20 protein-coding genes and 2 tRNA genes are annotated in these 25,932 nt (G+C 74.1%); 12 read left to right on the top strand and 10 right to left on the bottom strand.

What is annotated here, in order from left to right; genetic code table 11:
- Nucleotides 1-122: 122 nt before the first annotated feature.
- Nucleotides 123-1,952, bottom strand: coding sequence for a DUF2330 domain-containing protein (locus NAEX_RS40915; RefSeq protein WP_096332883.1), 1,830 nt, complete (start codon nucleotides 1,950-1,952; stop codon nucleotides 123-125).
- 259 nt (nucleotides 1,953-2,211) lie between these two features.
- The gene (locus NAEX_RS48990) at nucleotides 2,212-4,227 is read right to left on the bottom strand and encodes a tetratricopeptide repeat protein (RefSeq protein ID WP_100793007.1); all 2,016 of its coding nucleotides are present in this window, start codon (nucleotides 4,225-4,227) and stop codon (nucleotides 2,212-2,214) included.
- 57 nt (nucleotides 4,228-4,284) lie between these two features.
- On the opposite strand from NAEX_RS48990, the gene NAEX_RS40905 reads away from it, so the two are divergent.
- Entirely contained in the window at nucleotides 4,285-5,883 is a 1,599-nt protein-coding gene (locus NAEX_RS40905; RefSeq protein WP_143140621.1) for a hypothetical protein, read from the top strand.
- Nucleotides 5,884-6,322: 439 nt separating this feature from the next.
- Here the strand turns inward: NAEX_RS40905 and NAEX_RS40900 are convergent, their stop codons facing one another.
- Both NAEX_RS40900 and rpsD read right to left on the bottom strand, forming a co-directional pair.
- Nucleotides 6,323-6,724 (bottom strand): hypothetical protein, encoded by a 402-nt coding sequence (locus tag NAEX_RS40900; protein ID WP_143140622.1) that lies wholly within the window; start codon nucleotides 6,722-6,724, stop codon nucleotides 6,323-6,325.
- Nucleotides 6,725-6,731: 7 nt separating this feature from the next.
- Entirely contained in the window at nucleotides 6,732-7,349 is a 618-nt protein-coding gene (rpsD, locus tag NAEX_RS40895; RefSeq protein WP_096332880.1) for a 30S ribosomal protein S4, read from the bottom strand.
- Between the two features lie 185 nt (nucleotides 7,350-7,534).
- Here rpsD and NAEX_RS40890 point away from each other — a divergent pair, with 185 nt between their 5' ends.
- The 10 genes from NAEX_RS40890 to NAEX_RS40845 all read left to right on the top strand — a co-directional run bounded on the left by NAEX_RS40890 (nucleotide 7,535) and on the right by NAEX_RS40845 (nucleotide 20,391).
- Nucleotides 7,535-8,437 carry a heme/hemin ABC transporter substrate-binding protein gene (locus NAEX_RS40890; protein ID WP_170136432.1) on the top strand — a complete coding sequence of 301 codons (903 nt, stop codon included), beginning with the start codon at nucleotides 7,535-7,537 and terminating at the stop codon, nucleotides 8,435-8,437.
- Nucleotides 8,438-8,816: 379 nt separating this feature from the next.
- Nucleotides 8,817-9,848 (top strand): FecCD family ABC transporter permease, encoded by a 1,032-nt coding sequence (locus NAEX_RS40885; protein WP_096332878.1) that lies wholly within the window; start codon nucleotides 8,817-8,819, stop codon nucleotides 9,846-9,848.
- Between the two features lie 453 nt (nucleotides 9,849-10,301).
- Complete coding sequence (locus tag NAEX_RS40880; RefSeq protein ID WP_096332877.1) at nucleotides 10,302-11,111, top strand: ATP-binding cassette domain-containing protein; 810 nt, start codon at nucleotides 10,302-10,304, stop codon at nucleotides 11,109-11,111.
- Nucleotides 11,112-11,281: 170 nt separating this feature from the next.
- On the top strand, nucleotides 11,282-12,163 hold the full coding sequence (locus NAEX_RS40875; RefSeq protein WP_096332876.1) for an HmuY family protein: 882 nt from the start codon (nucleotides 11,282-11,284) through the stop codon (nucleotides 12,161-12,163).
- On the top strand, nucleotides 12,160-13,869 hold the full coding sequence (locus NAEX_RS40870; RefSeq protein WP_096332875.1) for an MXAN_6640 family putative metalloprotease: 1,710 nt from the start codon (nucleotides 12,160-12,162) through the stop codon (nucleotides 13,867-13,869). Before NAEX_RS40875 ends, NAEX_RS40870 begins: the two co-directional genes overlap by 4 nt.
- A 560-nt stretch (nucleotides 13,870-14,429) precedes the next feature.
- The gene (locus NAEX_RS40865) at nucleotides 14,430-15,131 is read left to right on the top strand and encodes a siderophore-interacting protein (RefSeq protein WP_096332874.1); all 702 of its coding nucleotides are present in this window, start codon (nucleotides 14,430-14,432) and stop codon (nucleotides 15,129-15,131) included.
- Between the two features lie 745 nt (nucleotides 15,132-15,876).
- The gene (locus NAEX_RS40860; RefSeq protein ID WP_143825726.1) at nucleotides 15,877-17,250 is read left to right on the top strand and encodes a hypothetical protein; all 1,374 of its coding nucleotides are present in this window, start codon (nucleotides 15,877-15,879) and stop codon (nucleotides 17,248-17,250) included.
- Nucleotides 17,247-19,274, top strand: a complete 2,028-nt coding sequence (locus NAEX_RS40855; protein WP_245913910.1) for a RecQ family ATP-dependent DNA helicase — start codon at nucleotides 17,247-17,249, stop codon at nucleotides 19,272-19,274. The genes NAEX_RS40860 and NAEX_RS40855 overlap by 4 nt, the downstream gene beginning before the upstream one ends.
- 155 nt (nucleotides 19,275-19,429) lie before the next feature.
- Nucleotides 19,430-19,729: a GIY-YIG nuclease family protein gene (locus NAEX_RS40850; protein WP_096332872.1), complete on the top strand. Its 300-nt coding sequence runs from the start codon at nucleotides 19,430-19,432 to the stop codon at nucleotides 19,727-19,729.
- Between the two features lie 38 nt (nucleotides 19,730-19,767).
- Complete coding sequence (locus NAEX_RS40845; RefSeq protein ID WP_096332871.1) at nucleotides 19,768-20,391, top strand: histidine phosphatase family protein; 624 nt, start codon at nucleotides 19,768-19,770, stop codon at nucleotides 20,389-20,391.
- Nucleotides 20,392-20,728: 337 nt separating this feature from the next.
- On the opposite strand, the gene NAEX_RS40840 is transcribed toward NAEX_RS40845, so the two are convergent.
- Nucleotides 20,729-21,811, bottom strand: a complete 1,083-nt coding sequence (locus NAEX_RS40840; RefSeq protein WP_143140624.1) for a hypothetical protein — start codon at nucleotides 21,809-21,811, stop codon at nucleotides 20,729-20,731.
- Nucleotides 21,812-22,352: 541 nt separating this feature from the next.
- Between NAEX_RS40840 and NAEX_RS40835 the strand changes: the two genes are divergently transcribed.
- Nucleotides 22,353-23,135 (top strand): BtpA/SgcQ family protein, encoded by a 783-nt coding sequence (locus NAEX_RS40835; RefSeq protein WP_096332869.1) that lies wholly within the window; start codon nucleotides 22,353-22,355, stop codon nucleotides 23,133-23,135.
- A 30-nt stretch (nucleotides 23,136-23,165) separates the two neighbouring features.
- On the opposite strand, the gene NAEX_RS40830 is transcribed toward NAEX_RS40835, so the two are convergent.
- The 5 genes from NAEX_RS40830 to NAEX_RS48985 form a co-directional block, all read right to left on the bottom strand.
- Nucleotides 23,166-23,239, bottom strand: a tRNA-Arg gene (locus NAEX_RS40830).
- A gap of 52 nt (nucleotides 23,240-23,291) precedes the next feature.
- A tRNA-Pro gene (locus NAEX_RS40825) sits at nucleotides 23,292-23,368 on the bottom strand.
- Nucleotides 23,369-23,725: 357 nt separating this feature from the next.
- Nucleotides 23,726-24,379, bottom strand: coding sequence for a non-canonical purine NTP pyrophosphatase (locus tag NAEX_RS40815; protein ID WP_096333894.1), 654 nt, complete (start codon nucleotides 24,377-24,379; stop codon nucleotides 23,726-23,728).
- 32 nt (nucleotides 24,380-24,411) lie between these two features.
- Nucleotides 24,412-25,158 (bottom strand): ribonuclease PH, encoded by a 747-nt coding sequence (gene rph, locus NAEX_RS40810; RefSeq protein WP_096332867.1) that lies wholly within the window; start codon nucleotides 25,156-25,158, stop codon nucleotides 24,412-24,414.
- Nucleotides 25,159-25,405: 247 nt separating this feature from the next.
- Nucleotides 25,406-25,669 carry a hypothetical protein gene (locus tag NAEX_RS48985; RefSeq protein ID WP_143140625.1) on the bottom strand — a complete coding sequence of 88 codons (264 nt, stop codon included), beginning with the start codon at nucleotides 25,667-25,669 and terminating at the stop codon, nucleotides 25,406-25,408.
- Nucleotides 25,670-25,932: the final 263 nt, after the last annotated feature.

Here is a 25,932-nt window from a genome sequence, read left to right as displayed (position 1 = left end):
TGAACGCTCTGCCGAGCGCCGCCCGCTCGGCCCGGCAGAAGCGGCGAAGGACATGCCCGCGTGGACATGTCCTTCGAGTCGTCTGCGCCGCGCGAGCGCGGCGCTTCCGCGATCCCCGCGCCTCAGCGCCGGCGGCGCCGTCCCGCCAGCAGCCCGAGCCCCGCGAGCGCGAGCAGACCCCCGCCCGGCGCCCCGTCGCTGCGGCAGCCGCAGCCGCTGGCGTCGTTTTGCCCGCCGCTCGTCGCCGAGTCCGGCCCGCCCTCGCTGGACCCCGAGCTGTCGGTGTCGGTGTCGCTCGCGCTGGTGGTGGGCGCCCCCTCGGGGAAGCGCGGCCAGCCGTGGGCGAGGTTCCACTCCTCGATCTTCTTGTTGATCGCGGCCGTGTTGTTGACGAGGTGCATCGGCTTGCCCTTGAGGGCGACCTGCTGGACCTCCTCGGCCCACCACATCTCGCCGATGAAGTCGGGCCACGGCCCGCCGTTGGGCACGAAGATCTCGCGCTCGTCGGGCAGCGTGACCACGCTGTTGCCGTCGCACAGGTTGTACTCGGTGGCCGAGCGGAAGTTCGGCACGTCCTGCAGGTCCGGGTTGATGTGGAAGATCGGGTCCGCGATCATCTCGTTCGGCGAGATGACCGTGTACATGCGCGTCAGGTACGGGTAGGCGTCGACCAGCTCCTGCGCGTGCTCGCCGGGGGCGATGATCCGGCTGTCGAGCGCCTGCGCGAACGCGCTGCCGTCGCCCCACGCCATCGCGTCGATCTGGTCGGCGTAGGCCTGCAGGTTCGCGTAGAACTCTTCCGCCGTCAGCCCATCCGGCACCGGCAGGAAGTCATTGAGCAGGCCCTCGACCAGCGGGTGGTTGTAGAAGCAGAAGTCGGCGCCGAAGCAGTTGGCCAGGCCCTGGTTGTTGAGGGTGCTTATCACCTCTTCGGGCGGCAGGCCGACGAACGCCGCCTCGTTCCACGACGTGCTGTAGAAGTTGAACGCGAACGGCTGGACCACGTTCGACGGCCCGGCGTACTCGGTCACGAACGCCAGCCCCTCGGCCTCGAGGTCGTCGACCGCCTTGGTGATGACGTCCTTGTAGTTGGCCGCGAACTGCAGCCAGTCGATCTTCAGCGGGTTGACGAGGACGTGGCGGTAGTTGGTCGGCGCCGCGCGGCTGTTGCCGAGCACGAACACGCGGATGTCCATGTTCTCGATCGACGCGAACCGCGTCAGCCGCAGCGGGAAGCAGTTCTCGTTCGACGGGTAGCGCAGCACGATCGGGTGGACGTCGCCGCCGTCGGACCCGGCCGCCAGCTTGAGCGCGACGATCACGTTGCCCTCGTCGAGGTACTGCTGCAGCACCATCTCCGAGCCGTCGATCCACTGGTACTCGTTGTCGATCAGCCACTGCTTGATCGGCTCGATCGTCTGGTCCTGCAGCACCACGATCTCGAACGCGCCCGCGGTGGTCTTGAACACCACCGGGTCCTCGCCGCCGCTGTCGTTGCCCTCGGTGCCGGTGCCGCCGTCGCCGCTGCTGAGGCCCGGATCGCCGTTGCTCGCGCTCGAGAGCCCGCCGGAGATGCCGTCCTCGCCGCACACCTCGAACGTCTGCTGCAGCTGATACGTCGGCACCGACGAGTTCAGCAGCGCGTCGAACAGCGGCTGCGAGCCGACCTCGAACTCGGGGATCTGGGCGATCGGGATCAGCCACGCGAACTTCTGCGCGTTGGTGTTGGGGTCGATGCTGATCTGGATGTGGACCTCGACCTCGTTCTGATTGAGGACGAAGAGCACGTTCTCGCCGTCCTGGTTGACGGGCATCGAGTTCGGCAGCCCGCCGTCGCAGAACACGCCGCCGCAGGCCTCGGCCGTCTGCGGGATCGCCAGGGTCCACGCCGCGCCGAGGGCGGCGCACGCGCTGGCGACCCGGCTCCAACACTTCCGATTAAGGATTCGCATCACGGACACTCCCGCTCGCTGAGATCACAGGTAAGAGCCCCCAGGCAACGGCAGCGGCCCGGGGACGACAAGTCAGCAGGCATAGGCTGAACCAGTTCGCGCCGGAGCACCACCGCCAGGCGGCGGCCGCTCGCTCACGACATCGCTGGCGAACAACGTTGGGCCTGGCCGCCTCGCGCCCCGCAAACGCCGACGACGCGCACCCCGGAGCCTCCGGGCGTGCGCGTCGTCGTTCTTGGCGCCAGGGCGCCGGGGCGCGTCAGTTCTGGCGCTGCCGCGGCGGCGGCAGGCTGTCGAGGATCCGCTTGAACTCCGGGTGGTCCGGGATCATCTGCAGCGCCGCGCTGCAGACCTGGCGCGCCTCCTCGAACATGTTGGCGTCGCGCATCGCCGAGGCGAGGTTGACGACCGGCTCGATCTCGCGCGGGTTGATCGCCACGACCGCACGCAGGTGCTCGACGGCCTCGCGCGCGCGGCCCTGCTTGCGCAGGATCGCCGCCATGAGGTTGCGGATCTCGGCGTCGTTGGGGCGCAGGCGGACCGCGTCGTTGAGGTGCGACAGCGCCGCGGCGTCGCCCTCGCTGTCGCGCACGGCCAGCGCGAGCATCAGGTGCGGCTGCCAGTACCGCGGGTCGCGGCCGATCATCTCGCGCAGGAACTTGGCCGCGGCCAGGTGCTTCTGCGGGTCGCCGCTGCGCACGTAGTCGATGGCCTGGTCGTAGCGGTCCTCGAAGTTGTCGACCTCGAGGGTGAGGATCGCCCGGCGCGCGAACGCGTCGTCGTCGAGGCTGCGGCGCTGCAGCTTGAGGATCGCGTCGAGGTACGGGCGGGCGCGGGCCGGCTCGTCGCCCTCGAGGTACATGCTGGCGACGTAGCGCAGCACGGTCGCGTTCTCGGCGTGCTTCTCGGCGGCGCGCAGCATCAGCACCGTCGCCTTCTCGAGCTTCTCCTCCTCGTGGAGGTCGAGCAGGATGTCGAGGGTGCTCTTGTGGATCGACGGCTGCTCGACGGCCTGGGCCAGCAGCGCGAGCGCCTCGTCGCGGTCCTCCTGGATCCGCTTCGGATCCTCCTCGGTGGTCTCCCACAGCACGTTCGCGAGGTCGCCGTAGGCGCTGGGGACCTTGCCCTCCTCGACCGCGCGGCGGAGGAACGGCTCGGCCTCGTCGAACTGGTCGTTCTCGATCAGGAGGCTGCCGAGCTGGGCCATCACCACCGGGCCCTCGTTGCCGTTCTCGACCGCGAACTGGGCCACCTTGAGCGCGTTCTCGAGGTCGCCGGCGGTGCGCAGGGTGTCGATGAAGCCGGCCGCGACCGCGGGGTTCTGCGGGCCGAGGTTGATCGCCTGCTGGAACGCCTGCACGGCCGAGCCGAGGTCGCCGACGCGGCGCAGCACCAGCGCGAGGTGATGCCACGCGCCCTGGTCGTTCTTGCGCTTCTGCGCCGCGATCGACAGCGCCTGCACCGACAGCGGGATGGCGGCCTGGTCGGGCTGACCGGCGATGAGGATGTCGGTCATCGCGTGCAGCGCCTGCATCGTCACGTCCATCTCGGGCGCGCGGCCGAGGGCGTCCATCAGCGGCGACAGCAGCTGGTCGGACGTCGTCGGCACGCAGCGGCCCTGGAGCGCGCTGAGGTTGCCGAGGCCGACCAGGAACGAGATGATCGCCTGCACGTTGGCGGTGCCGAACGCGTCCTGCCAGGTCGGCTTGGCCACCGACTTGCCGAGCGCGCCGGCGATCTTCTGCGTCAGCGCGAACACCTCGCCCGGCAGCTGCTCGGCCGTGGTCTCGGCGGTGAACGTGTCGACGGTCTCGAGCGCGGGACCCGGCTTCACCGCGATTAGGCGGGCCGTCAGCGTCACCTTGTCCTCCTGGGCGAACATGTCGGTGGCCAGGCCGAACTTGGCGTTGGCGAACCGGTTGATGCCCTCGAGCGCGCGGTCGTCGGTCCACGGCTCACGGAAGATCATCAGCGCCGGCGCGCGGCGGCCGTTCTGCTCCTGGATCGCGGTGAACACCGGCGCGGCGGCCCGGACCCCGGCCTCGGCCAGCTCCTGGGCCCAGAAGCGCTGGATGCCCATGCCGAGCGGCGCGCCCTTGCCCTCGTTGGTGCACGAGACCGGCAGCGTGACGAGCTCGATCGCCTGGGCCGCCTCCTGGATCTCCTCCTCCGAGGCTGCGCCCTCCTCCTCGTCGCCCTCGTCGAACATCAGCTCGCCGGGCTCGAGGTCGCCTTCGGTGTCGTCGTAATCAGGGTCTTTGGGGTCGCCGGACATGAGGCGCGAAGCCTGCCAAACCCGCACCGGGCGCGCAAGGCTGGTACCCTGGGGGTGGTGGCCACGGCGACACCAGGCGGGGGAGTGAAGTCACAAGCGACCGCCCCGCGCGCGTCCGCGGGCCCGGGCCTCGGCGCTCGCTCGGGCTCGGTCGCCCTGCTGGTCGCGTGGCTGGCCGCTTGCGGCCCGCCCACGGTCGACGCGCGCGCGGTGTGGATCGCGTCGGAGCGCGACAAGGGGGGCGCTCGCACCCTGACGATCTACGACGCCGGCCGCCTCGTCGAGCGCGAGCTCCTGCCCGCCGATCCCGGGCCCGAGACCGACATGCTGCCGCTGGTCGTCGAGCTCGACCCGCGCGGCCAAGGCGCGCTGGTCCGCGCCGGCGACGGCGGCTGGCAACATGAACTCGGGGACAGCCTCGGCCCCCTCCGCGCCGGCTACGTCGACCTCGCCGGCGAGCGCGTCCTGCCGCTCGCCCTGCCCGCCCGCCTCGCGCCCGACGCCACCGGCTTCGCCCCCACCGGCGGCGCGCTGTGGTGGACCGCGGGCTGCCCGGCCGAGCTGCAGCTGGTGCCGCTGTCGCCGCGGGTCGCGACCCCGACCGCCGGCGACCCGGCCGCGGTCGTGCCGCTCGCCTGGCCGCTGCCGGCCGGCTGCGCCGAGGTCTGGGGGGCCGTGGGCGCCGCCGACGCCCCCGTCCTGTTCGTCCTCCAAGGTGTCCCCGAGGACGGGTTCTTGCGGCCAGGTCCCGGCGGACATGTCCTTGCGCTCAGGTACCCGCGGCCGAGCGAGGGCTACGACGCCGCGCCGACCCTGACCGAGCTGGCCGCCGTGCGACTGCCGGACGTCCCGCTGGCGCGCACCCAGCGGGTCCGCTGCGTCGGCGGCCCCGGGCCGAGCTGCGGCCTGGGCGCGGTCGACCCCGACGGCCGCGCGGTGAGCGTGGGCGGGGCCGACGGCAGCTGCCGCGTGTGGCGCTGGGCCGTCGGCGAGCCCGAGGCCGCGTGCGCCGTCGCGACCGACGCCCCCGAGTGGACCGACCCCTCGCACCTGATCGCGGCCATCTCGCCGCGCCACTACGTGTTCCGCGAGGGCCTGGTGGTCCGCCGCTACGATCACACCACCGGCGAGCACGACGGCCGGCCGCTGATCGGCGACACCGGCGAGCTGTTCACCCGCGTCAGCGCCGACGGGCGCGCGCTCCTGTTCGTCACCACCCGCGGCGCCGCCCTGCGCGTCGACGAGGCCCGGCTCGAGCTGCTGAGCGCCGAGCAGGCGCCGTGCGTCGGCGGCCAGCCGCCGGTCGCCTCGCCGAACGCCCGCTTCGCCGCCTGGACCTGCGTCAGCGACACGCAGGACGTCGGCGGCGTGACCGCCGGCGAGATCGTGCGCGTCTCGTCGGCCGGCATGGAGCGGTTCCAGGGCGTGCCGATGTGGGCCCTGGCGATCGACGACGACGGCGACCTCCTGCTCCACAGCCGCGACGACCAGGACTTCAGCCTCGAGCTGCTGCTGCCGCCGGCCGCCCCCCGCAACCTCTACGTGCTGGCGGCCGACGGCGAGCTCGCCCGCGTCGACGCGCTCGAGCCCGACCCCGAGCTGATGCGCGGCACGGGCGCCGCGGTGTTCCGCTGGATCGCCGCCCAGGCACTCTGACCCGGAGAGCATGCCCTCGAGGACATGCCCCAGGCGGCATGTCCTGAGAGACATGCTTTGAAGCACGAGACGCGCGTCACGCCGACGACCGCGGGCGGCCAGCCGCGTCGCCGTCCGTGCGATCGGGCGTCGCGAGCCGGCGCGTCGATGGATGGGCTCGCCGCGGCGCATCGTCGATCAGCAGCGCCATGCGCAGCGCCCGGGGGACTCGGCCGTCAGCGCGACCAAGCGGCGCGGGCCGGGCGCGTCGATCGGCGCGCTCGCCTCGGCGCATCGTCGATCAGCAGCGCCATGCGCAGCGCCCGGGGACTCGGCCGTCAGCGCGACCGAGCCGCGCGGGCCGGCGCGTCGATCGGCGCGCTCGCCTCGGCGCGGCCGCGTCGTCGATCCGCGCCACGCCCAGCGCGCCGGGGACGCGGCCGTCCGTGCGACCAGGCCGTCAGTGCGACCAGGTGCCGCGGGCCGGCGCGTCGAGCGGCGCGCTCGCCTCGGCGCGGCCGACCGCGTGGCCGCGGTGGAACGCGTCGTCGATCAGCAGCGCCATGCGCAGCGCGTCCTCGGTGAAGGACGCGACCACGTCGGCGGGCACCCCTGCGTCGCGGGCCTGGGCGAACTTCCGCAGCAGCCGACGCGCGCGCGGCGGCAGGCCGGCCGGGGCCGGCGCGACGTCGGCGACGACCGCCAGCACCGCGCGCAGGACGTCGGGCGTCACCCCGTCGGCGACGAGGTCCCAGGCGGCGGCCTCGATCCGCTGCAGCAGATCGGCCGCCGCCGCGTCGAGGCCGCAGCGGCGCACGATCAGCGCCATCAGCGAATTGTCGGGGGTCGAGGGTCGGGGCATGAGACTCCTAGAAGAAGCGGGCGTAGTACTCGACCACCAGCTGGACATCGAGCTCGAACGGGGCCGCGTCGCCGCGCGGGCTGCCGACCATCTTCACCTTGCGCTGCGGCAGGTCGCACTCGAGCCACGTCGGGAGCGGGATCCGGGTCGGCGTCGCCACCGCGCGCTGGACGATGTCGAGGTCGTGGCTGCGCGGGCGCAGCGTGATCTCGGCCCCGGTGCGCACGCGGAACGAGGCGATGTCGACGCGGTGGCCGTCGACGCGGATGTGCCCGTGCGTCACCAGCTGGCGGGCCGCCGGGATCGTCGGCGCCAGCCCGGCGCGGAACACCACGTTGTCGAGCCGGCGCTCGAGGTACTCGAGCAGCACCTCGCCGGTGACCCCCTTCGCCGCGATCGCCTCGGCGAACAGGCGCCGCATCTGCCGCTCGCTGACGCCGTAGTTGAAGCAGAGCTTCTGCTTCTCCGCGAGCTGCATGCCGTAGGCCGACGGCCGCTTGCGCCGCGCCTGCCCGTGCTGTCCGGGGGGATAGGGCCGCTTCTCGCGCGACTTGGCGGTCAACCCCGGGAGGTCGACGTCGAGGCGGCGGAGGATGCGGAGACGAGGTCCGGTGTAACGACTCATGGTGCGCTTCCGAGCGAGGATGCAATTGATATCAATTTTCAAAATCATATGTCAAGCCCAACGCCGGCCCTGCGGGAGCAGGTCTGCGAGGAAGACTCACGAAATTAACTTTGATTTCCATTTTCAAAATGTGCTACCGACCTTCCTGGACCGACCGCCCCGCGGTGTCATCGGCCTGGAGCTGCATGTCCGCCTCGACCGTCCTCCGCTCGCTCGTCCTCGCCGTCGCGCTGGTCCTCGCCTGTGCTGTCCCCGAGGACAGCCCCGCTCCCGCCGCCGCGCAGGTCACCGCGCCGCAGCGGATCGTCACCCTCGGCAGCTCGGTCACCGAGGCCGTGTTCGCGCTCGGGGCCGGCGACCGCGTCGTCGGCGTCGACCTCTCGAGCCTCTATCCCGAGAGCGCCGCCGCCCTCCCGCGCGTCGGCTACTACCGCCAGTTCTCGGCCGAGGGCGTGCTCGGCCTGCGCCCCGACCTCGTGCTCGCCAGCAGCGAGGCCGGCCCGGCCGCCGCGCTCGAGCAGATCCGCAGCGCCGGCGTCCGCCTCGAGCGGGTGCCGGCCGGCGAGAACCTCGACGCCGCCCGCGGCAACATCACCGCCGTGGCCGCCGCGATCGGTCGGCCGGACGCGGCGGCCGCCGTGCTCGCCGCGCTCGAGGCCGACCTCGCCGAGGCCGACCGGCTGCGCGCCCGCGTCACCTCGCGCCCACGCGTCCTGTTCGTCTACGCCCGCGGACCGGGCCGCCTGCTCGTCGCCGGCCGCGAGACCACCGGCGCCGAGCTCGTCCGCCTGGCCGCCGCCGACAACGCCGGCGACGCCCTGACCGGCATGCGGCCGTGGAGCGCCGAGGCGGTCGTCGCCGCCGCCCCCGACTTCGTGGTCCTGCCGTCCCGCGGCCTCGAGAGCCTCGGCGGCGTCCCGGGCCTGCTCGCGCTCCCCGGCCTGGCCGAGACCCCCGCGGGCCGCGCCCAGCGGGTCGTCGCCGTCGACGACCTCAAGCTGCTCGGCTTCGGCCCCCGGATCGGCCAGGGCGTCCGCGAGCTCCTGGTGGCCCTCCACCCCGAGCTCGGCGAAGGAGCCGCCCCGTGAGGCCTGCCCGTTCGGACATGCCTTCCGAGGAAGACACTGCGGGCCGATCGCGCATGTCCTCCTGGGCAGATCGGCCTGCCCGTCGGTGCATGTCCTTCGCAGCAGACCGGCCTTCGCACATGCGCACCCCCTCCGAGGACCGGCGCCCCGGCCCCCGGCCTCGCTCGTCCGGGGCCTCGGCCACCACCGAGCGCCGAACCCGAGCCGCCTGCCAGGCGGGCTGCCATGCGCCGCTCCCCGGTGTCCGGCCTCGCCCCGCGTCCGCGCCCCTCCACAGGCCCCGCGGCCTCGCCCGCCGTCCCCGCCCGTCCCTGCCCGTACCGCTGGCGCCCCACCCGTCCCGCACCGGAGCGGCCGTGTGATCCCTGTCCAGGCGAGCATGTCCGCCGGGACAGCTCGGCGCGTCCGTCCGGTCCTGCTGGGCCTCGCCGTCCTCGTCGTCCTCGGCGTCCTGCTCGAGCTGGCCGTCGGCGCCGCCTCGCTCGACCTCCCGCGCGCGGTCGCCTGCCTCGTCGCCCCCGATCCCGGCTGCGACCCCGGCGACCGCTACATCCTCCTCGCCTTGCGGGTGCCGCGCGCCCTCGGCGCCGTCGTCGTCGGCGCCGGCCTCGCGGTGGCCGGCTGTGCCATGCAGGGCCTGTTTCGCAACCCCCTGGCCGACCCGACCCTCGTCGGCGTCAGCAGCGGGGCCGCGCTCGGGGCCGGCCTGGCGATCGTCTTCGCGCGGCTCCTGCCGGTCCTGCCGGGCGGCTTCACCCAGCCCGTCCTCGCCTTCGCCGGCGGGCTCGCGGCCACCTGGCTCGTCCACGCCCTCGCGCGCGCGCGCGGCCAGACCTCGGTCGTCGGCCTGCTGCTCGCCGGCATCGCCGTCACCGCCCTCGCCGGCTCCGCTCTCGGCCTGCTCAGCTATCTCTCCGACGACCGCCAGCTGCGCGACCTCAGCCTGTGGCTGCTCGGCGGCCTCGGCGGCATCACCCGCGGCGTCACCCTCGTCCTCGTCCCCCTGGTCGCCCTCGCCGGCGGCCTGCTGTGGCGCCGCGCCCGCGACCTCGACGCCCTCCTCCTCGGCGAGGCCGAGGCCTTCCACCTCGGCGTCGACGTCGAGCGCCTGCGCCGGCGCGTGATCATCGAGGTCGCCCTCGCCGTCGGCGTCTGCGTCGCCTTCACCGGCATCATCGGCTTCGTCGGCCTGGTCGTCCCGCACCTCCTGCGCGGCCTCGTCGGCCCGCGGCACCGCGTGCTTCTCCCCGCCGCCGCCCTCGGCGGCGCCGGCCTGCTGCTGTTCGCCGACGCCGTCGCCCGCACGATGCTCGCCCCCGCCGAGCTGCCGGTCGGGATCCTGACCTCCCTCCTCGGCGCCCCCGTGTTCCTCGCCCTGCTCGCCCGCGTGCGTGCGACGGAGCTCGTATGAGCGGAACACAAAATCTTTGCATGTCGATAATTTACGCCGACATCTTGAATCTTCTAAATAAACCTCCGCAGCGACGCCCGCTCGCCGCGCGACCTGTCCTGAAGGACACGCTCCGACGCGCGCTCCGCCGGACGCTCCGCGGCAGATCGAGCGAACCTCGCAACCGATGCTCCGCCCCTCTGCCCCCGTCCGTCCCACGGGGGCGGGCGGGCCCGCCTGGTTCGAAGACGCCGCTCGGGTCCGCGGCCTCGCTCCGGGCGTCGCGCCCGAGCCGGCTCACCGGCCGCGCGCGCACCTCCGCGCCACCCGGCCACCACGATCTCACATTAAAAACATATACATCCTGCTGCATTATCTCATTCAGCTCATGTTTCACATGAGCGGCGCTGCCTCGCCACCTGTCCCGAAAGCCATGCGCTCCCCTCGCCACCCCGCCCCTGCTCGGAGGCCCGCATGAGCCTCGAGGCCACGGGGGTCACCGTCGACGTCCGGGGCGCCGTCTTGCTCCGCGACCTCTCGCTCGTCGCCGAGTGCGCGCGGGTGCTCGCCGTCGTCGGCCCGAGCGGGGCCGGCAAGTCGACCCTGCTCCGCGTCTGGGCCGGCGAGCAGGCCCCGAGCGCCGGCGACCTCCGCTTCGACGGCTGCCCGATCGGCCGGCTCCACCCGATCGCGCTCGCGCGCCTGCGGGCCGTCCTGCCGCAGGCCACCGCCCTGCGCTTCCCGCTCACGGCCCTCGAGGTCGCCACGCTGGGGCGCCTCCCGCACCCCGGCCGGGGCGAGACGCGCCGCGACCGCGACATCGCCTGGGCCGCGCTCGAGGTGGCCGAGGTCGCCCACCTCGCCGACCGGCTCGCGCCGACCCTCTCCGGCGGCGAGCAGCAGCGCGTCCACCTCGCCCGCGTGCTCGCCCAGATCTGGGAGCCCACCCCCGAGTTCCCGCGCCGCTACCTCCTGCTCGACGAGCCGACCGCCAACCTCGACCCCGGGCACGCCGTCCGGATCCTCGCGCGCCTGCGGCAGTTCGCGCGCGCCACCGACACCGCCCTGGTCCTCGTCGTCCACGACCTCGGCGCCGCCAGCCAGTGCGCCGACGACCTCGCCCTCTTGCACGCCGGCCGCTGCGTCGCCCACGGCGACCCGGCCGCCGTCCTCACCCCCGAGCGCCTCGAGGAGTGCTTCGGCGCCCGCTTCGACCTCGTGCCCGCCCCCGCCGGCCGCGGCTTCGCCGTCCTCCCGCGCCCGCCCGACGACCTCCCCTCCTGACCTGCCCCAAAGACCAGCTCCCCTGAGCCCGCTCCGACCCCCCTGCCCAAGAGTTCAGCTCCCCGATCGGCTCCTCTCCGCGCCGCTCCCGCCTCCGAGAAACCTGACCCGAAGTTCAGCTCCCTCACCCGGTCGGCCTCCCTTCACTCCGTCCTGCGAGCCCCGCGCACATGTCCTTCACGACCTGTCCCAAAATTCACCTCATCCTCTTCGCCCTGCTGGCCGCCTGCAACGGCAACGAGCCGGACCTCTCCTCCGACTCCGGCAACCCGGCCGCGACCGGCAGCGATGCCGGGGCCGGCAGCGACGCTGACCCCGGCACCACCGGCGCCGGCAGCGACACCGACCCCGGCACCACCGACCCTCCCACCACCGGAGGCACCCCGGACCCGGTCGACCCGAACGCCTGCCCGCTCGTCGAAGTCCCCTGCGTCGACGCCGCGATCCAGGACCTCTCCCTGGTGGACGACAAGGTCAGCGACGCCGAGGTCACGAGCGAGCAGGACGGCGCCGACTGGGTCTCGCGGATCGACGCCTCCGCCGGCGGGACCATGGCCGCCGCCATGAACCCGTGGGTCTACCTCCGCTTCACCGACGACGGCCTCGAGCGGGTCGACCTCGACGACGTCGCCGCGCTCGAGAGCGGCGCCTGGGACATCGCCGCCAAGCGCTTCGGGATCCGCGTCAACAGCGGCAGCTCCGGCCCCTCCTGCGTCACCGTCGCCACCCCCGCCGGCGACTACGCCGACCTCGACGCCGCCCCGCCCGACGCCGAGTTCGCGCCCGAGGACTACTACGATGACGCCTGCGCCCTGCAGGAAGACGGCTCCGGCCTGCCCGGCAGCCCGGCCTACCGCATGGCGAGCTGGTGGGGCTACACCGGCTGCGTCACCACCACCGGCTTCCCGTTCGCCCTCCGCCTCGCCGACGGCCGGACCGTCAAGCTGAGGGTCGAGGCCTACTACGAGACCGGCCAGGCCGACTGCAACGAGAACGGCACCATGGGCACGGGCGCCGCCCTCATGACCTGGCGCTGGAGCTTCCTCCCGTGACCCGCGCCGCGCCGCCCGGCATCGACGTCGCCGACGTCGTCACCGGCACCGCCGACACTGGCGACGACCGCGTCGCCTCCCGCTTCGTCTCCGACACCGACCTCGTCGCCGAGGTTGGCGACGCTCGCGTCGCCCCCATCGACGTCGTCTCCGGCCCCGACCTCGTCGCCGAGGCTGGCGACGCTCGCGTCGCCACCATCGACGTCGTCTTCGGCCCCGGCGACGCTCGCGTCCTCCCCATCGAGCGCCCGGGCGCGCGCCGCCGCGGCACTCTCGTCGCGCTCGCGGCCGTCCTCCTGCTCCCCGGCCTCGCCCGCGCCGAGCGACCGACCGAGGGCGGCCTGTGGCCGTATGACCCGAAGGACATCCTCGCCACCCACGATCACCCCGACGGCTTGCGCGTCCACTACAGCGTCGACGGCCCGAGCGTCGTCCCGCTCGCCGATCTCGACGCCGACGGCGTCCCCGACTACGTCACGCGCGTCGCCGACACTGCCGCCGAGGTCCTCGCGCTCTACCGCGACGTCTTCGGGCTGAGGCCGCCGCGCAGCGAGGCCGAGCACGACCTCGGCTCGCTCGGCGGCAGCGAGGCGCTCGACATCTACCTCGTCGAATTCGCCGGCGCCGCCGACGGTCACTTCGGCCACGACGCTTGCGATCCCGACGCCTGCGCCGGTCATCTGCTGCTCGAGAACGACTTCGCCGGCTACGCCTACGCCGACCTCGCCGAGGCCGTCGACACCGTCGTCAGCCACGAGCTGTTCCACGCCGTCCAGGCCGCCTACGTCGTCGACCCGCCGGTGTGGTTCTCCGAGGGCACCGCGGTGTGGGCCGAGCGGGCCTATCGCCCCGACTCGCGCGACTTCCTGCGCCTGTGCGACGCCTACCTCGCCGACACCGGCCGCTCCCTCTTCAAGCCGCCCGCCGGTCCCGTCCCGGCCTTCGCCTACGGCACTGCGCTGTGGTGGGACTTCCTGATCGAGCGCCACGGCCCCGAATTCGTCGACGCCCTCCTGCAGGTCGGTGGTACCCCCGACCTGCCGGCCGCGATCGCCGAGCTCCTGCTCGGCCGCGGCGACGACCTGCGCGCCGCCTGGCTCGAGTTCAGCGCCTGGAACCTCGCCACCGGCCCGCGCGCCGGCGCCCGCGACAGCCACGCCTACGCCGAACAGCTCGCGGGCGTGATCGCCGAGCAGGACGGCTCGTCGCTCGACGACGACGACCGCTTCTTCTCGCTGACCGCCCGCTACTACCGCCTCGACCACCCGGGCGGGCCGCTGTGGTTCGGCCTCGCCGCGCCCGCGCCAGGCCTCGAGTTCACCTTGCAGGCCGTCGCCGGCGGCGCCCCGGACGGCCCCGTCGAGCCGCCGCAGCTCGCCTGGGACGGCGCCGACCCCGAGCCGCGGATCCTCGCCGACCTGCCCGCGGGCGGCTTCTGGCTGGCCGCCGTCAACCCTGTCCTCTCGGACATGTCGATCCAGGCCCACCTGTGCGCCGCCGCCACCCGCGAGGCGCTCGCCTGCGTCGACCCGCTGCCCGCGCCCGGGTCCACCGGCGACGACACCACCGGCGAGGGCACCACCGGCGACGACACCGACGAGCCTGCCCCGCCCGAGCGCGACGCCTGCGGCGGCTGCCGCACCGGCAGCCCCGTCCTCGCCTGGCTGCTCCCCCTCCTCCGGCGGCGGCGTCGACGTGTCCCTTGAACCATGCCCAACCGGCCATCCGCCGCCCAGCTCCGCCGCTCCGCGTCGCCTCGACGACGGCGCCTGCCTCCCCCTTGAACCCTGTCCCATCGGCCCTCACCGCCCCAGCGCCGCCGCTCCGCGTCGCCTCGACGACGGCGCCTGCCTGACCCTTGAACCCTGTCCCTTCGGCCCTCACCGCCCCAGCGCCGCCGCTCCGCGTCGCCTCGACGACGGCGCCTGCCTGCCCCTCGAATCATGTCCCTTCGGCCATCGCCGCCTCAGCTCCGCCGCTCCGCGTCGCTTCGACGACGGCGCCTGCCTGGCCCTTGAACCCTGTCCCATCGGCCATCACAGCCCAGCTCCGTCGCTCCCCGTCGCCTCGACGACGGCGCCGGCCTGCCCCTCGAATCATGTCCCATCGGCCATCACCGCCCGACGCCCAGCGCCGCTCGCGCCTCGTCGCCTGCCTCGACATGTCCCTTGAGACATCCCTGTCCCGCCCGCCGCGACCTCACCTTTGTCCGCTCCCTCCCCGCGTCCAGCCGTCGCCCGGACGGCCCCATTCCTGGAGGTTTCCGATGCCCGAGATCCCCGCATTCTTGGCCGCGCGCGCCGAGGCATGGTTCGGCCGCGCCTGCACCGTCCTCGAGACCGAGACCCTCGCCCCGCGCCTGCGTCGCGTCCGCTTCGGCGGCGCCCCCCTGAAGCGCTGCGGCTGGCGCCCTGGCCACGAGGTCGAGGTGCGCGTGGGCGCCCGTGAATTTCGCCACTACACCCCGATGCGCTGGGACGACGCGCGCGGCGAGGTCGACATCCTCTTCTACTTGCATGGTCGCGGCCCCGGCAGCGCCTGGGCGGAGGCCTTGCGCGAGGGCGACGCCACCCACCTCATGGGTCCCGGCGGCCGGCTGCGCCTCGACGCCGACGCCGCGCATCACGTCTTCCTCGGCGACGAGACCACCGCCGGCCTGTTCGCCGCGCTCGCCCGCGCCGTCCCGCCCTCCGCCGGCCTCACCGGGGCCGTCGAGGGGGAAGGCCTGCCGCCCGACCTCTTCACCGCCATGGGCCTCCCGCTCGACGTCCTCTCGCGCGGCCCCACCCGCGGCGCCGCCCTGCTCGCCTGGCTCGACCGCGTCGTCACCGTCGACAGCGTCTACTACCTCGCCGGCCACGCCGAGAGCGTCGTCGCCCTGCGCCGCGCGCTGCAGCGTCAGTGGTCGATCCCCGCCCGCCGGATCCGGACGAAGGCCTACTGGAGCGACAACCGCCGCGGCCTCTGACATGTCTGGAACGCCATGCTCCATCGAGCATGTCTCCTTGGACATGTCATGGGCGACATGTCCCGGGAGCTTCCCCTTCGCGTGGAGCCGGACCACGGGAGCGAGGCGGGCTCCCGCCGGAGCAGGGCGCGTCGATGCCCTGTCGAGCGCGAGTCGGCGGTCGACGACGGCGCCGAGGCCCGACGAGCCGCGGTCGAGGCAGGCTGAGCGCAGGTCGAGCGTCCGCTCGCTCTGCGCGTCGACGACCCGGGTCGCCTCGCACCCGTCGACGGCGACCCGCGACCCGGGCTCGGCACCCGGCCTCGACCGACCGCCCATGCCCACCTCCCCGGCGAACCTCGACAGCGCCGCTCCCGCGACCCGGCCGACCCCCTCCGGCCGCCTCCATCTCGGCGAGATCGCCTGCGCGTCTTGCAGCCGCCCGCCGCTCGGCGCACTCTGGACCTGCCGCCCGCGCCGAGCTGTCCCGATGGACCTGTCCAAACATACAGGCTTCGCGCGCCTCGCCTGCCGCCCGCAGCCGCCCGCCTCGACCGAGCCGCCCCCCCGCGGCCCGCGGTCCCTCGCAGCCCTCCCGCCCCTCGCCTGCCGCCCGCGGCCGCCCGCCCGGGCCGAGCCGTCCACCCGCGCGCCGCGGTCCCTCGCAGCCCTCCCGCCCCTCGCCTGCCGCCCGCGGCCGCCCGCCCGGGCCGAGCCGTCCACCCGCTCGCCGCGGCCCCTCGCAGGCCTCGCGCTCCTCGCCGCCGTGCTCGCTTGCCGGCCGCAGCCCGCCGATTCGAGCGAGCCGCGCAGCCCGCCGCCGCTGTTCGTCGCCACCCCCGATCGCCTGTACACGACCGCCCCGCTGACCGACGGCCTCGCCTACGTCCCGGTGGCCGAGAAGTCGATCGCGCGCCGGCCGGGCCAGGTCGCCGTCGCCATCAGCTACCCCGAGATCGACCTCCCCGACGACGACCGCGAGCGCGAGCTGGCCGCGCTGATCCGCGAGGCCGCCATGCTCGACGCGTGGACCGACGAGCGGCTCGAGGGCAAGGTCGGCACCGTCGAGGTCACCTGCGTCACGCCGCTGGCCACCACCCAGGTCGTCAGCCTCGTGTGCGAGCGCATCGACGCCACCGTCGACCCCAAGGCCGTCGACCCTCAGGCTGCCGCGCCGGAGCTCGTCGCGCGCACCTTCGCCGTCGACGGCGCCCACGTCGTCGCGCTGACCTGGGCCGACGTCCTGCTGCCTGCCGTCAGTCCGCGCCTCGTCGTCATGGCCGCCCTCGACGGCCACGACGCCCGCGACGCCTGGCTCTCGGGACAGTGCGCCGCCGGCGAGCCCGGCTTCAGCGTGTTCGCCTCCGGCCTCGACATCTGGCCGGATCGCCGCACCCCCGAGTGCCCGCAGCTCACCCTCGATCGCCAGCGGATCGCCCCGTTCGTCGTGCCCAACGGGCTCTTGGCCCGGATCTTCCGCCTCGCCGGCGGGCCGGCCGAGCCCGCCGAGGCACCCCCGCCGAACCGCCCCCCGAAGCCTCCGCCGAGCCAGCGCCCTGAGCCGCGCGAACCTCCGCGCTCCACGCCGCGCCCCCCTCGAGTCGGCCATTTTCACGAGCCTTCCCGCACCACGCCGACCTTCGCCACCGCTCCCCCCGCACCCCTCGACTCGGCCTTCCCCACGAGCCTCGCACCACGCCGACCTGCGCCTCCGCTCACGCCGCGACCGCTCGACTCGACCCTCCCACACCAGCCTTCCCCGCTCCGCCGGCCTGCGCTCCGCTCACCCTGCGACCGCCCGGCCCGACTCGGCTTCCCCAGCAGCCTTCTCCGCGCCACGCCGACCCGCGCCGGCACTCCCGCCGCGCCGACCTGCGCCTCCGCTCACGCCGCCCGCCGCGAGCCGGCCGTCCCCCCCCGAGCCTCCCTGCACCACGCCGACCTGCGCTCGCAAGGCCCGCCCGCGTCCCCGCTCTGGCCCCCCGCGCCCTCGCTCGCGCCGCGACTTTCCGAGTCCACCACGCCGCGGCCAGGCCCGACCTCCGCGCCTGCACGCCCTGGCGCGAAAGCCTCCCGCGCCGACGCCCGCGCGATCGTGCTTGCGCGTGCGCGCGCGAACGCCCACCCTGTCCGCCCGTGACCTCTCCCGGCGCCCACGAGCACGACGCGACGGTTCGGCCTGCCGGCCCCGGGGCAGCGCGGGCGGAGCTCGGCTCTGAGGACGCGCCCGACTTCCTCGGCGCCCTGCGGCGGCTCGGCTACCAGTCCTTTCGGCCAGGTCAGGCCGAGGCGATCGAGGTCCTCATGCAGCGGCGGCGGCTGCTGCTGGTCGCGCCCACCGGCGGCGGCAAGAGCCTCACCTTTCAGCTCCCGGCCAGCGCCTTGCCGGGCACCACCATCGTCCTCTCGCCGCTGATCGCCCTCATGGCCGACCAGGTGCGCGCCCTCGAGGCGCGGGGCGTCACCGCCACCTTCCTCGCCAGCACCTTGCCCGGGCCCGAGATCAGCGCCCGCCTCGGCAACATGGCGCGCGGCCACTACAAGCTCGTCTACGTCGCCCCCGAGCGGCTCGGCGCGCCCGCCTTCCGCGAGATCTGCCGCCGGATCGCCGTCCCCCTGGTCGCCGTCGACGAGGCCCACTGCATCAGCGAGTGGGGCCACGACTTCCGCCCGGAGTACCTGCAGATCGGCGAGCTCCTGGCCGATCTCCCGCGCGCGCGCGTCCTCGCCTGCACCGCCACCGCCACCCCCGTCGTGCGCGACGAGATCCTCTCGCGCCTCGGCTTGCCGGCCGACACCCCGCAGATCGTCCGCGGCTTCGCCCGCCCCAACCTCGCCCTGCACGTCGCCGAGGAGGAGGACCGCCGCGCGCGCGAGCGGCTGGTCGATCGCACCCTCGAGCAGGCGCTCGGCCGCGGCCCGGGCGCCCGTCCTGCGGGACATGCCGCGGAGGACATGTCCTCCGGGACAGCCATCATCTACGCCCCCACCCGCAAGGTCACCGAGCAGGAGACGGTCCGGCTGGTCGCCCGCGGCTGGCGGGCCGAGGCCTACCACGCCGGCCTGGAGGGCCCGCAGCGCGAGAAGGTCCAGGCCCGGTTCTCGCGCGGCGAGCTCGACGTCGTCGTCGCCACCAACGCCTTCGGCATGGGCATCGACCGCGGCGACGTGCGGGCGGTGATCCACCTCGCCCCGCCGGGCTCGATCGAGGCCTACTACCAGGAGGTCGGCCGGGCCGGCCGCGACGGCCGCGACGCGCTGGGCCTCTTGCTGATCGCCCCCGGCGACCTGCCGCTGCGGCGGCGGCTGATCGAGCGCGGCGGCGGCGACGACAGCTCGCCCGCGCCCGCGGTCGTCGAGCACAAGTGGAACACCTTCCTCGAGCTGATGCGCTGGGCCGAGGGCGGCTCGTGCCGGCACGACGCGATCCTCCGCTACTTCGGCGACGAGGGCGAGGCGCTGGGCGGCTGCGGTCGCTGCGACGTGTGTCGCCAGCTCTCGGCCGAGGCCGACGACGACCCCGAGGCCACCACCCTCATCGTCCGCAAGGCGCTCAGCGCGGTCGCCCGGATCCACCGCCGCTTCGGCCTGCAGGCGGCGGTCAGCCTGCTGCGCGGCGCCGCCGACGAGCGGCTCGAGCGCACCGGCCTGGTGAACACCCCCACCTTCGGCGCCCTGCGCGAGCACGACGGCGCCTGGCTGCTCCGCCTGCTGCGCCGCTGCGTCGTCGCCGGCTGGGTCGACTTCACCGGCGACGACCGCCCGGTCGTCGTCCTGACCGACATCGGCCGCCGCGTCATGCGCGGCGAGCTGCCGGCCCGCCTGCTGCTGCCGCCGCGCGTCCGGCCTGCCACAAAGGACATGCTCCCTGAGACAGGCTTCGCAGGACATGCCCCGAAGGCCAGCGCTCGCGCGCGCGAGCCGGAGGCCGTGCTCGACGCCGCCGCCCTGGCCCTGTTCGAGCGACTCCGCGCCCACCGCATGCAGGTCGCCAGCCGCGAGGGCGTCCCGCCCTACGTCGTCGCCAGCGATCGCAGCCTGCGCGACCTCGCGCTGCTGCGCCCGCGCAGCCGCGACCAGCTGCTCCTCGCCCACGGGATCGGCCCGGCCAAGGCCGACAAGTACGGCGCCGGCCTGCTCGAGGTGATCGCCGCCGCCGGCTGAGCCCCGCGCTCCGCCCTCGACGGCCCACCGCTGCGCCCGCCGGCGCGCCTCGCCCTCCGTCCGCGCCCTCGCCCGCCCTTCGGAGCGCGGCGCCCACGCCCGGGGGCGCCGCCTCGCTCCTCGCGCCGGGCGATTCGCGAGTATCGTGCTCCCCCGTGCCCGAGCGGCGCTACACCGTCTACCTCCTCCGCTGCGCCGACGGCTCGCTGTACGCCGGCATCACCGACGACCTCGCGCGTCGCCTCGCCACCCACAACGCCGGCAAGGGCGCCAAGTACACGCGCGCGCGGTTGCCGGTCGAGGTCGCGTGGAAGCGCGGGCAGCAGCTGCCGCGGCACGCCCGGCAGTTGGAGTACGCGCTCAAGGCCCTCCGGCGGGCCGACAAGGAGCGGCTCGTGGCGGGGGACCTCGCGCTGTGGCGGCGGCTGCGGCGGCTCGCCGTGACTCCTTTGTGAGCCCCCCGGCCCCGTGTTACAAAGCGCCGCCGCGCCCTATGAGCCTCGAAGTCGTCCACAGCCGGGTCATCCTCGTCCGGCACGGCCACTACGAGCGGATCGGCGACGAGGGCGACACCGTCTGGGGCCTCACCCCGCTGGGCCGGCGCCAGGCCGTGCGCACCGGAAGGCGCCTGGCCCAGATCCTCGACGCCGCCCAGGGTCGGTTCGAGGGCCTGTTCTCGAGCCCCTGGCCGCGCGCCCTGCAGACCGCCGAGATCGCCGCGCACGAGCTCCACATCGACCGGATCAAGGTCAAGCCGTACCTCCACGAGGTCCTGCCGATCGTCGACGCCAACCGCGTCGCCGAGTTCGGCGTCCACCCCGGCCTGCCGTTCACCAGCCCCGAGGACCGGGCGCTCACCGTCAAGCAGGTCGAGAAGGTCCGCGACCGCTTCTTCCGCGCCCCGAAGCAGACCCAGTTCGCGGTCATCTTCACCCACGGCAACCTGATCCGCTACCTCGTCGCCCACACCCTGCGCCTGCCCTACGAGGCCTGGAGCCGCTTCGACTGCTCGCACTGCGGGATCACCGAGCTCCGGATCTACCAGGAAGACTTCGAGGCGCTGATCAACTACAACGACACCGGCCACCTGCCCCCGTCGCTGATCACGACCGCCTGACCGTCTCTGTCTGCGAGGGCATGCCCGATCGAGCATGTCCTCACGGTCACGGCCCGGGCCTTGCCGACCCCCGGCGACCGGGGGCGTTGGCGACGCCCCGCGGAGCCCGGGTCAGCGCGGGGCGAGACCGTCGCCCGCGAGCTCGTCACGGCCCCGTCCAGGCCGCGTCGGGATCGGACGGCTGCGATGGCACGCGGCCCCGCCGCGCACGCTCGACCCGCCGCCCGGCTCGCGCCTGTCCCTGGGGACAGCTCATTCGCACCGGCGAGCGTCACCACCGACCGCGCGGCGCGACCAGACAGGTCCGTCGAGGCGCGTCCGCGCTGCAGGGGTCGGCCTAGAAGTGGTAGTCGAGCCGGTACGGCACGCAGGCCAGCATCTCCGGGTTGTCGACCTTGATCCACACCTTCGCCGAGTCGTCGAGCCCCGTGCAGTTCAGCGCCGGCGACACCGTCCCGAGCCCGCAGCAGCCCTTCTGGCCCATCGGCGCGGTGTCGGGCGTGTCGTTCCCGCCGCACGTCACCGTCGTCGTGCCGCTGTCGCACTGCAGGTACACGCACAGCCGGCCGGCGTCGTTCTCGGCCACCAGCGTGCGCGACGGGTCGACCATGTTGAGGAACGCGTCGACCCCGCTGAACGTGTACCAGTCGACGTCGCCGGCGCCCTGGATCGTCCCGCAGGCGAACGACCCACTGGCGTCGGCGTCGGTGATCTCGCCGAGGCTGTGGGCGGTCGCCTGCGTCTCGTGCGGCTCCGCCCCGTAGTCCTCGCACGCGTCGGTGACCTCCCTGCACGCCTGGCAGCTCGCGTCGGAGTGGCAGAAGTTCGCCCCCATCGGCCCGCACGGGCTGTGCATCGGCTTGGCCGAGAACACCGGCTCACCGGCCATGCACGTGTCGATCGTGCAGTCGTTGTCGTCGTTCGGCAGGTCGTCGTCGGCCGGCGTGTACTCGACCTGCCCCTGAAGACAGCCAGCCAGCTTGCAGTCCCCGGGCGCCTGCGGCGGCGGATCGTCGGTCGGGATCTCCTTCGTCCCGCCGCCGCCGTCGCACACCGTCGCCCGGCAGTCGCCCGGCAGATCGTCCACGGGTGTCCCTTCGGCCAGGTTCATCGTCCCGCACACCCCGGCCTCGCAGGTCGGCGCCTGGCACGTCGGCGCCTGGCAATCGGCGGCCGTCTGGCACTCCGCCGGCTCGCCCGTCGTCGGTGACGTCGTCGTCGGTCCCGTCGTCGTCGTCGTCGTCCCGCTCGTCGGGGGATCCGGCTCCGTCGTCGTCGGTCCCGTCGTCATCGTCGCGCTCGCGTCGGTCGACGTCCCCGTCGTCGTCGCCTCGCTGGCCCCGCCCGTGCTCGTCCCCGGCCCGCTGTCGCCGCAACCCCCGACCACCAGCGCCGCCGCGATCGTCCACGTCCCCCGCATGCCGAACACCTCCTGCGCCGACGCTATCCGCGCCGCGTGTGCGCCGCGTGTGCGGGCGATCACCGGCGATCCCCGGCGCGCGCGTTCGCGGGTCGATGCGCTCGGCCGAGCGCGCAGCCGCCTCTTCGGCCACCGGGCCGCGTCCACGCGAATCTGTCTCCATCGCCGCAGCGCAGCTCGCTGCGCACGGGCACGAACGCCTCGTGCTCGCCGGCCCCGCGCTCGCGAGTCGAGCTCGCGTCGGCGTGGTCGGATCTCCGCCTCGCGCACCGCCGACCGGCTCGCCATCGATCTCGACCACCGCATGTCGTCGCGGCCCTGCTGCCGACCGGCTCGCCATCGATCTCGACCACCGGGTCGCGTCGCGGCCCTGCTGCCGCCCAAGTCGCCCGCGATCTCGATCACCGCCACGCGTCGTGGCCGCCTCGCGCACGGGTGCTCGGCCTTCATCCGCGCGACGCACCCTCGTCGTGCGTGTCTCCGCGAACCCACTCCCGCTCGCCGGCTGCGCCCGCGCGGCATCGCTGCTACCTTCGCCGCCATGCGCAGCCTCGTCGGCGTCTTGCACCTCCCGCCGCTCCCCGGCAGCCCGCGGAGCAGCGAGCCCGTCGCCGCGATCGCCCGCGCCGTCGCCCGCGACGCGCAGGCCCTCGCCGCCGCCGGCTTCGACCTCGCCGTCGTCGAGAACTTCGGCGACGTCCCCTTCTTCAAGGGACATGTCCCTCCGGTCACGATCGCCGGCATCACCGCCTGCGCCCTCGCCGTGCGCGACGCCTGCCCCGACCTCGCTCTCGGCATCAACGTCCTGCGCAACGACGGCCTCGCCGCCGTCGCCATCGCCGTCGTCGTCGGCGCCGCCAGCGTGCGGATCAACGTCCTCTCGGGCGCGCGCGTCACCGATCAGGGCCTCGTCGAGGGGCAGGCCGCCGAGGTCCTCCGCTTGCGGCGCGAGCTCGGGCGGCCCGACCTCGCGATCTGGGCCGACGTCGCCGTCAAGCACTCCGCCCCGCTCGCCGCCCGCGACCTCGCCGACGAGACCCGCGACCTCGTCCAGCGCGGCCTCGCCGACGCCGTCCTCGTCACCGGCAGCGGCACCGGCGAGGCCGTCGACCCCGACCACCTGCGCCGCGTCCGGGCGGCCGCCGGCGGCGTCCCGCTCTACGTCGCCAGCGGCGCCACCGAGGCCGCCCTGCCGGTCCTCGCCGGCCTGTGCGACGGCGTCATCGTCGGCAGCGCCCTGCGAGCCGACGGCCGCGCCGGCGGTCCTGTCGACCCCGAGCGCGCGCGTCGCTTCGCCGCCGCCTGGCGGGCCGCCCGCGCCTGAAGCCTTTTCCGCGGCCGGGCGCGAACGCGACGCGCCCACCAGGATTCGAACCTGGGACCCTCGGCTTAGAAGGCCGATGCTCTATCCAACTGAGCTATGGGCGCCGGGCCTGGGGAGGCCGTGGAACAGGCCGCGGACGGCCGTGAAACGAGAAATTGGTCGGGGCGAGAGGATTCGAACCTCCGGCATCCTGCACCCAAAGCAGGCGCGCTACCAGACTGCGCTACGCCCCGAGCGGTCCCGGACCATACACGACCCCCGGGCCGCGATCCAGCGCCACGAACCCCCGCCGCCCTCGGCGCGCCTCCTCCGGCCGACGCCCCACGAAGGCCCGGCGCCCGCACGCTCGCCTCGTTCCGGTCCCCGCGACCGAGCGCCACGCCCCCTCGCCGCCGCGGATCACGAGGCCCGCCGTGCCGACGGCGTGCAGCGCCAGGGCGAACCGGACCGGGCTGCTGGTGAGGAGGCCCGCACGATCGCCTGGGTCCTGGTCGTGCGCGCCGGCCCGCACCGCCGCCCTGCGACGCCTCGGCCTCACCGCCGAGGCCTCACCTTGCGGCCTCGCAAGATCCGCCCGCCTCGTCGCCCGCTCAGCAGGCCAGCACCGCCGGCAGCGCCGCCAGCAACTGCGCCGTCGCCCGGCCGCGGTGGGACAGCGCGTTCTTCTCGGCCGGCGGCAGCTCGGCCGACGAGCGGTCGCTGCCGGTCGGCCAGAAGTACGGGTCGTAGCCGAACCCGCCCGAGCCGCGCGGCGTCGTCCGCACCGTCCCGTCCCAGCGGCCCGTGAACAGGCGCACTGCTTCGTCCGCGCCGGCGATCGGCGCCCCGTCGACCCGCGTCAGCGCCAGCACGCACAGGTAATACGCCGGCGAGCGGTCGAGCCCGCGGGCGTTCAGCTCGGCCACCAGGCGGGCGTTGTTGGCCGCGTCGTCGGCCTGCGGCCCGGCGAAGTACGCCGAATCGACCCCCGGAGCCCCGTCCAGCGCCTCCACGCAGATCCCCGAGTCGTCGGCCAGCACCAGCGTCGTCCCCGGCTCCCCGCGGCTGCGCAGCCACTCCGCGATCGTCAGCGCCTTGAGCCGCGCGTGCGCCTCGAAGCTGCCTTGATCCTCCGCGACCTCCGGCGCCGGCCCGAGCGAGCGCGCCGAGCAGACCGTCAGCGGCAGCCCGGCCGCCCGCACGATCACCGCCAGCTCCGTCACCTTGTGCGGGTTGCTGGTCGCCAGCACCAGCCTTCGGGACATGCCCGATTGTTCCTGCCCGATCATTTACGAACTCACAATCTTGCCTGTTCGGCCACCTTCGCCAGGGCCGCGCGCTGGCCCGCGAACAGCGACGCGATGCCCGACTCGGCCAGGTCGAGCATGCGCGACAGCGTCGGCCTGTCAAAGCCGCCGCGCTCGCCGGTGCCCTGGATCTCGACCAGCCCGCCGCGCTCGAGCATCACCACGTTGCAGTCGACCACCGCCTGGCTGTCCTCCACGTAAGCCAGGTCGAGCATCGGCGCCTCGGCGCCGGCGGCCGGCAGCGGGCACACCCCGACCGAGACCGCCGCCACCAGCGAGCGCACCGGGTCGGCCGTCAGCACCCCTTCGCGCTGCAGCGCCCGCACCGCCAGGGCCAGCGCCACCATCCCGCCGGTGATCGCCGCCGTGCGCGTCCCGCCGTCGGCCTCGATCACGTCGCAGTCGACCGTCAGCGCCACCGGCCCTTGCGGCCCGACCAGCTTCTCGAGATCGATCGCCGCCCGCAGGGAGCGGCCGATGAGCCGCTGGATCTCCTTGGCCCGGCCGTCGGGCTCGCGGCGTCCGCGAGGGCGTACGGCCCCGGGCAGCATCGCGTATTCGGCCGTCACCCAGCCGCCCTGCGTCAGCCAGCCGGGCGGCTTGGCCTCGCGGCTCGCGGTGCAGATCACCCGCGTCCGGCCGGTCGCCACCAGCACCGAGCCGAGGGCCGAGCCGATGAAGCCGGGCTCGAGGGAGAAGGGTCGTAATTGATCGAGGGCGCGGCCGTCGTGGCGCATGGCTCACCCTAGCAAAACCGTGCGGCTCTTCGCTGTGCAGTCGGCGACGCGGCGCAGCGGTCGTGACGAGCGGCCGAGGGCAAGACCGTGGTGCCTGCTCGTGGCAGCGACCGAGGGCAAAAAAACAAGGCCTTGAAAAACAAGGCCTTGAAAAACAAGGCCTTGAAAAACAAGGCCTTAAAAAACAAGGCGAGGTGCCATCGTGGCGCCTCGCCGTGTCTTGCTTGGTGGCTGAGAAGAGGACCGATTACTTGCCGGCCTCGGGGGCGGGCGGCGGGGCCGCGGCACCACCGGGCGCCGGGGCGGCCGGATCGGCCGGCTTGGCGTCCTCGGGCTTCGCCTCGGGCTTGGCCTCGACCGGCTTGGGGGTCTCGACCGTCTTCGTGGTCTCGACCTTGGTCTCGACCTTCTTCTCTTCCTTCTTCTCTTCCTTCTTCGCGTCCCCGCCGCAAGCCGGGAGGGACAGGGACATCGCGGCGAGGGCCGCAAGGACGATCTTGGTGTGCTTCATGACGGTTCTCCTACGTGCCTTGATCGTGGGTCGATCGAGTCGTGAACGGCACTGTAGTCCGAACGCCGCCAATTCGGCAACGATCGAGAGAAAACCTCGGCGCCTGCCGCGCAAGCGAGCGAACACCCGCTATATAGAAGGATCATGGCCATTGCCGTGGATCGCCACGAAGCGGCCGGCAGATGGCGGATGACGGCGAATACACAATTTGTCCGGGGCGTGGGGAAGCTCAATCGAGCCCGCGATCGGGCGGTCGCCGACGC

It is taken from the genome of Nannocystis exedens (assembly GCF_002343915.1).
Classification (GTDB): domain Bacteria; phylum Myxococcota_A; class Polyangia; order Nannocystales; family Nannocystaceae; genus Nannocystis; species Nannocystis exedens.
The sequence above is the reverse complement of the archived record's forward strand: the minus strand, read 5'-3'. Positions and strand labels throughout refer to the sequence as shown.

Excerpts from the sequence above, each read along its gene's own strand:
- NAEX_RS40890 (WP_170136432.1), top strand. The coding sequence starts at position 7,535 with ATGTCCGCCTCGACCGTCCTCCGCTCGCTCGTCCTCGCCGTCGCGCTG.
- NAEX_RS40845 (WP_096332871.1), top strand. The coding sequence starts at position 19,768 with ATGAGCCTCGAAGTCGTCCACAGCCGGGTCATCCTCGTCCGGCACGGC.
- NAEX_RS40880 (WP_096332877.1), top strand. The coding sequence starts at position 10,302 with ATGAGCCTCGAGGCCACGGGGGTCACCGTCGACGTCCGGGGCGCCGTC.
- NAEX_RS40840 (WP_143140624.1), bottom strand. The coding sequence starts at position 21,811 with ATGCGGGGGACGTGGACGATCGCGGCGGCGCTGGTGGTCGGGGGTTGC.
- NAEX_RS40875 (WP_096332876.1), top strand. The coding sequence starts at position 11,282 with ATGTCCTTCACGACCTGTCCCAAAATTCACCTCATCCTCTTCGCCCTG.
- NAEX_RS40815 (WP_096333894.1), bottom strand. The coding sequence starts at position 24,379 with ATGTCCCGAAGGCTGGTGCTGGCGACCAGCAACCCGCACAAGGTGACG.
- NAEX_RS48990 (WP_100793007.1), bottom strand. The coding sequence starts at position 4,227 with ATGTCCGGCGACCCCAAAGACCCTGATTACGACGACACCGAAGGCGAC.
- NAEX_RS40835 (WP_096332869.1), top strand. The coding sequence starts at position 22,353 with ATGCGCAGCCTCGTCGGCGTCTTGCACCTCCCGCCGCTCCCCGGCAGC.
- NAEX_RS40885 (WP_096332878.1), top strand. The coding sequence starts at position 8,817 with ATGTCCGCCGGGACAGCTCGGCGCGTCCGTCCGGTCCTGCTGGGCCTC.
- NAEX_RS40865 (WP_096332874.1), top strand. The coding sequence starts at position 14,430 with ATGCCCGAGATCCCCGCATTCTTGGCCGCGCGCGCCGAGGCATGGTTC.
- NAEX_RS40900 (WP_143140622.1), bottom strand. The coding sequence starts at position 6,724 with ATGCCCCGACCCTCGACCCCCGACAATTCGCTGATGGCGCTGATCGTG.
- rpsD (WP_096332880.1), bottom strand. The coding sequence starts at position 7,349 with ATGAGTCGTTACACCGGACCTCGTCTCCGCATCCTCCGCCGCCTCGAC.
- NAEX_RS40915 (WP_096332883.1), bottom strand. The coding sequence starts at position 1,952 with ATGCGAATCCTTAATCGGAAGTGTTGGAGCCGGGTCGCCAGCGCGTGC.
- rph (WP_096332867.1), bottom strand. The coding sequence starts at position 25,158 with ATGCGCCACGACGGCCGCGCCCTCGATCAATTACGACCCTTCTCCCTC.
- NAEX_RS48985 (WP_143140625.1), bottom strand. The coding sequence starts at position 25,669 with ATGAAGCACACCAAGATCGTCCTTGCGGCCCTCGCCGCGATGTCCCTG.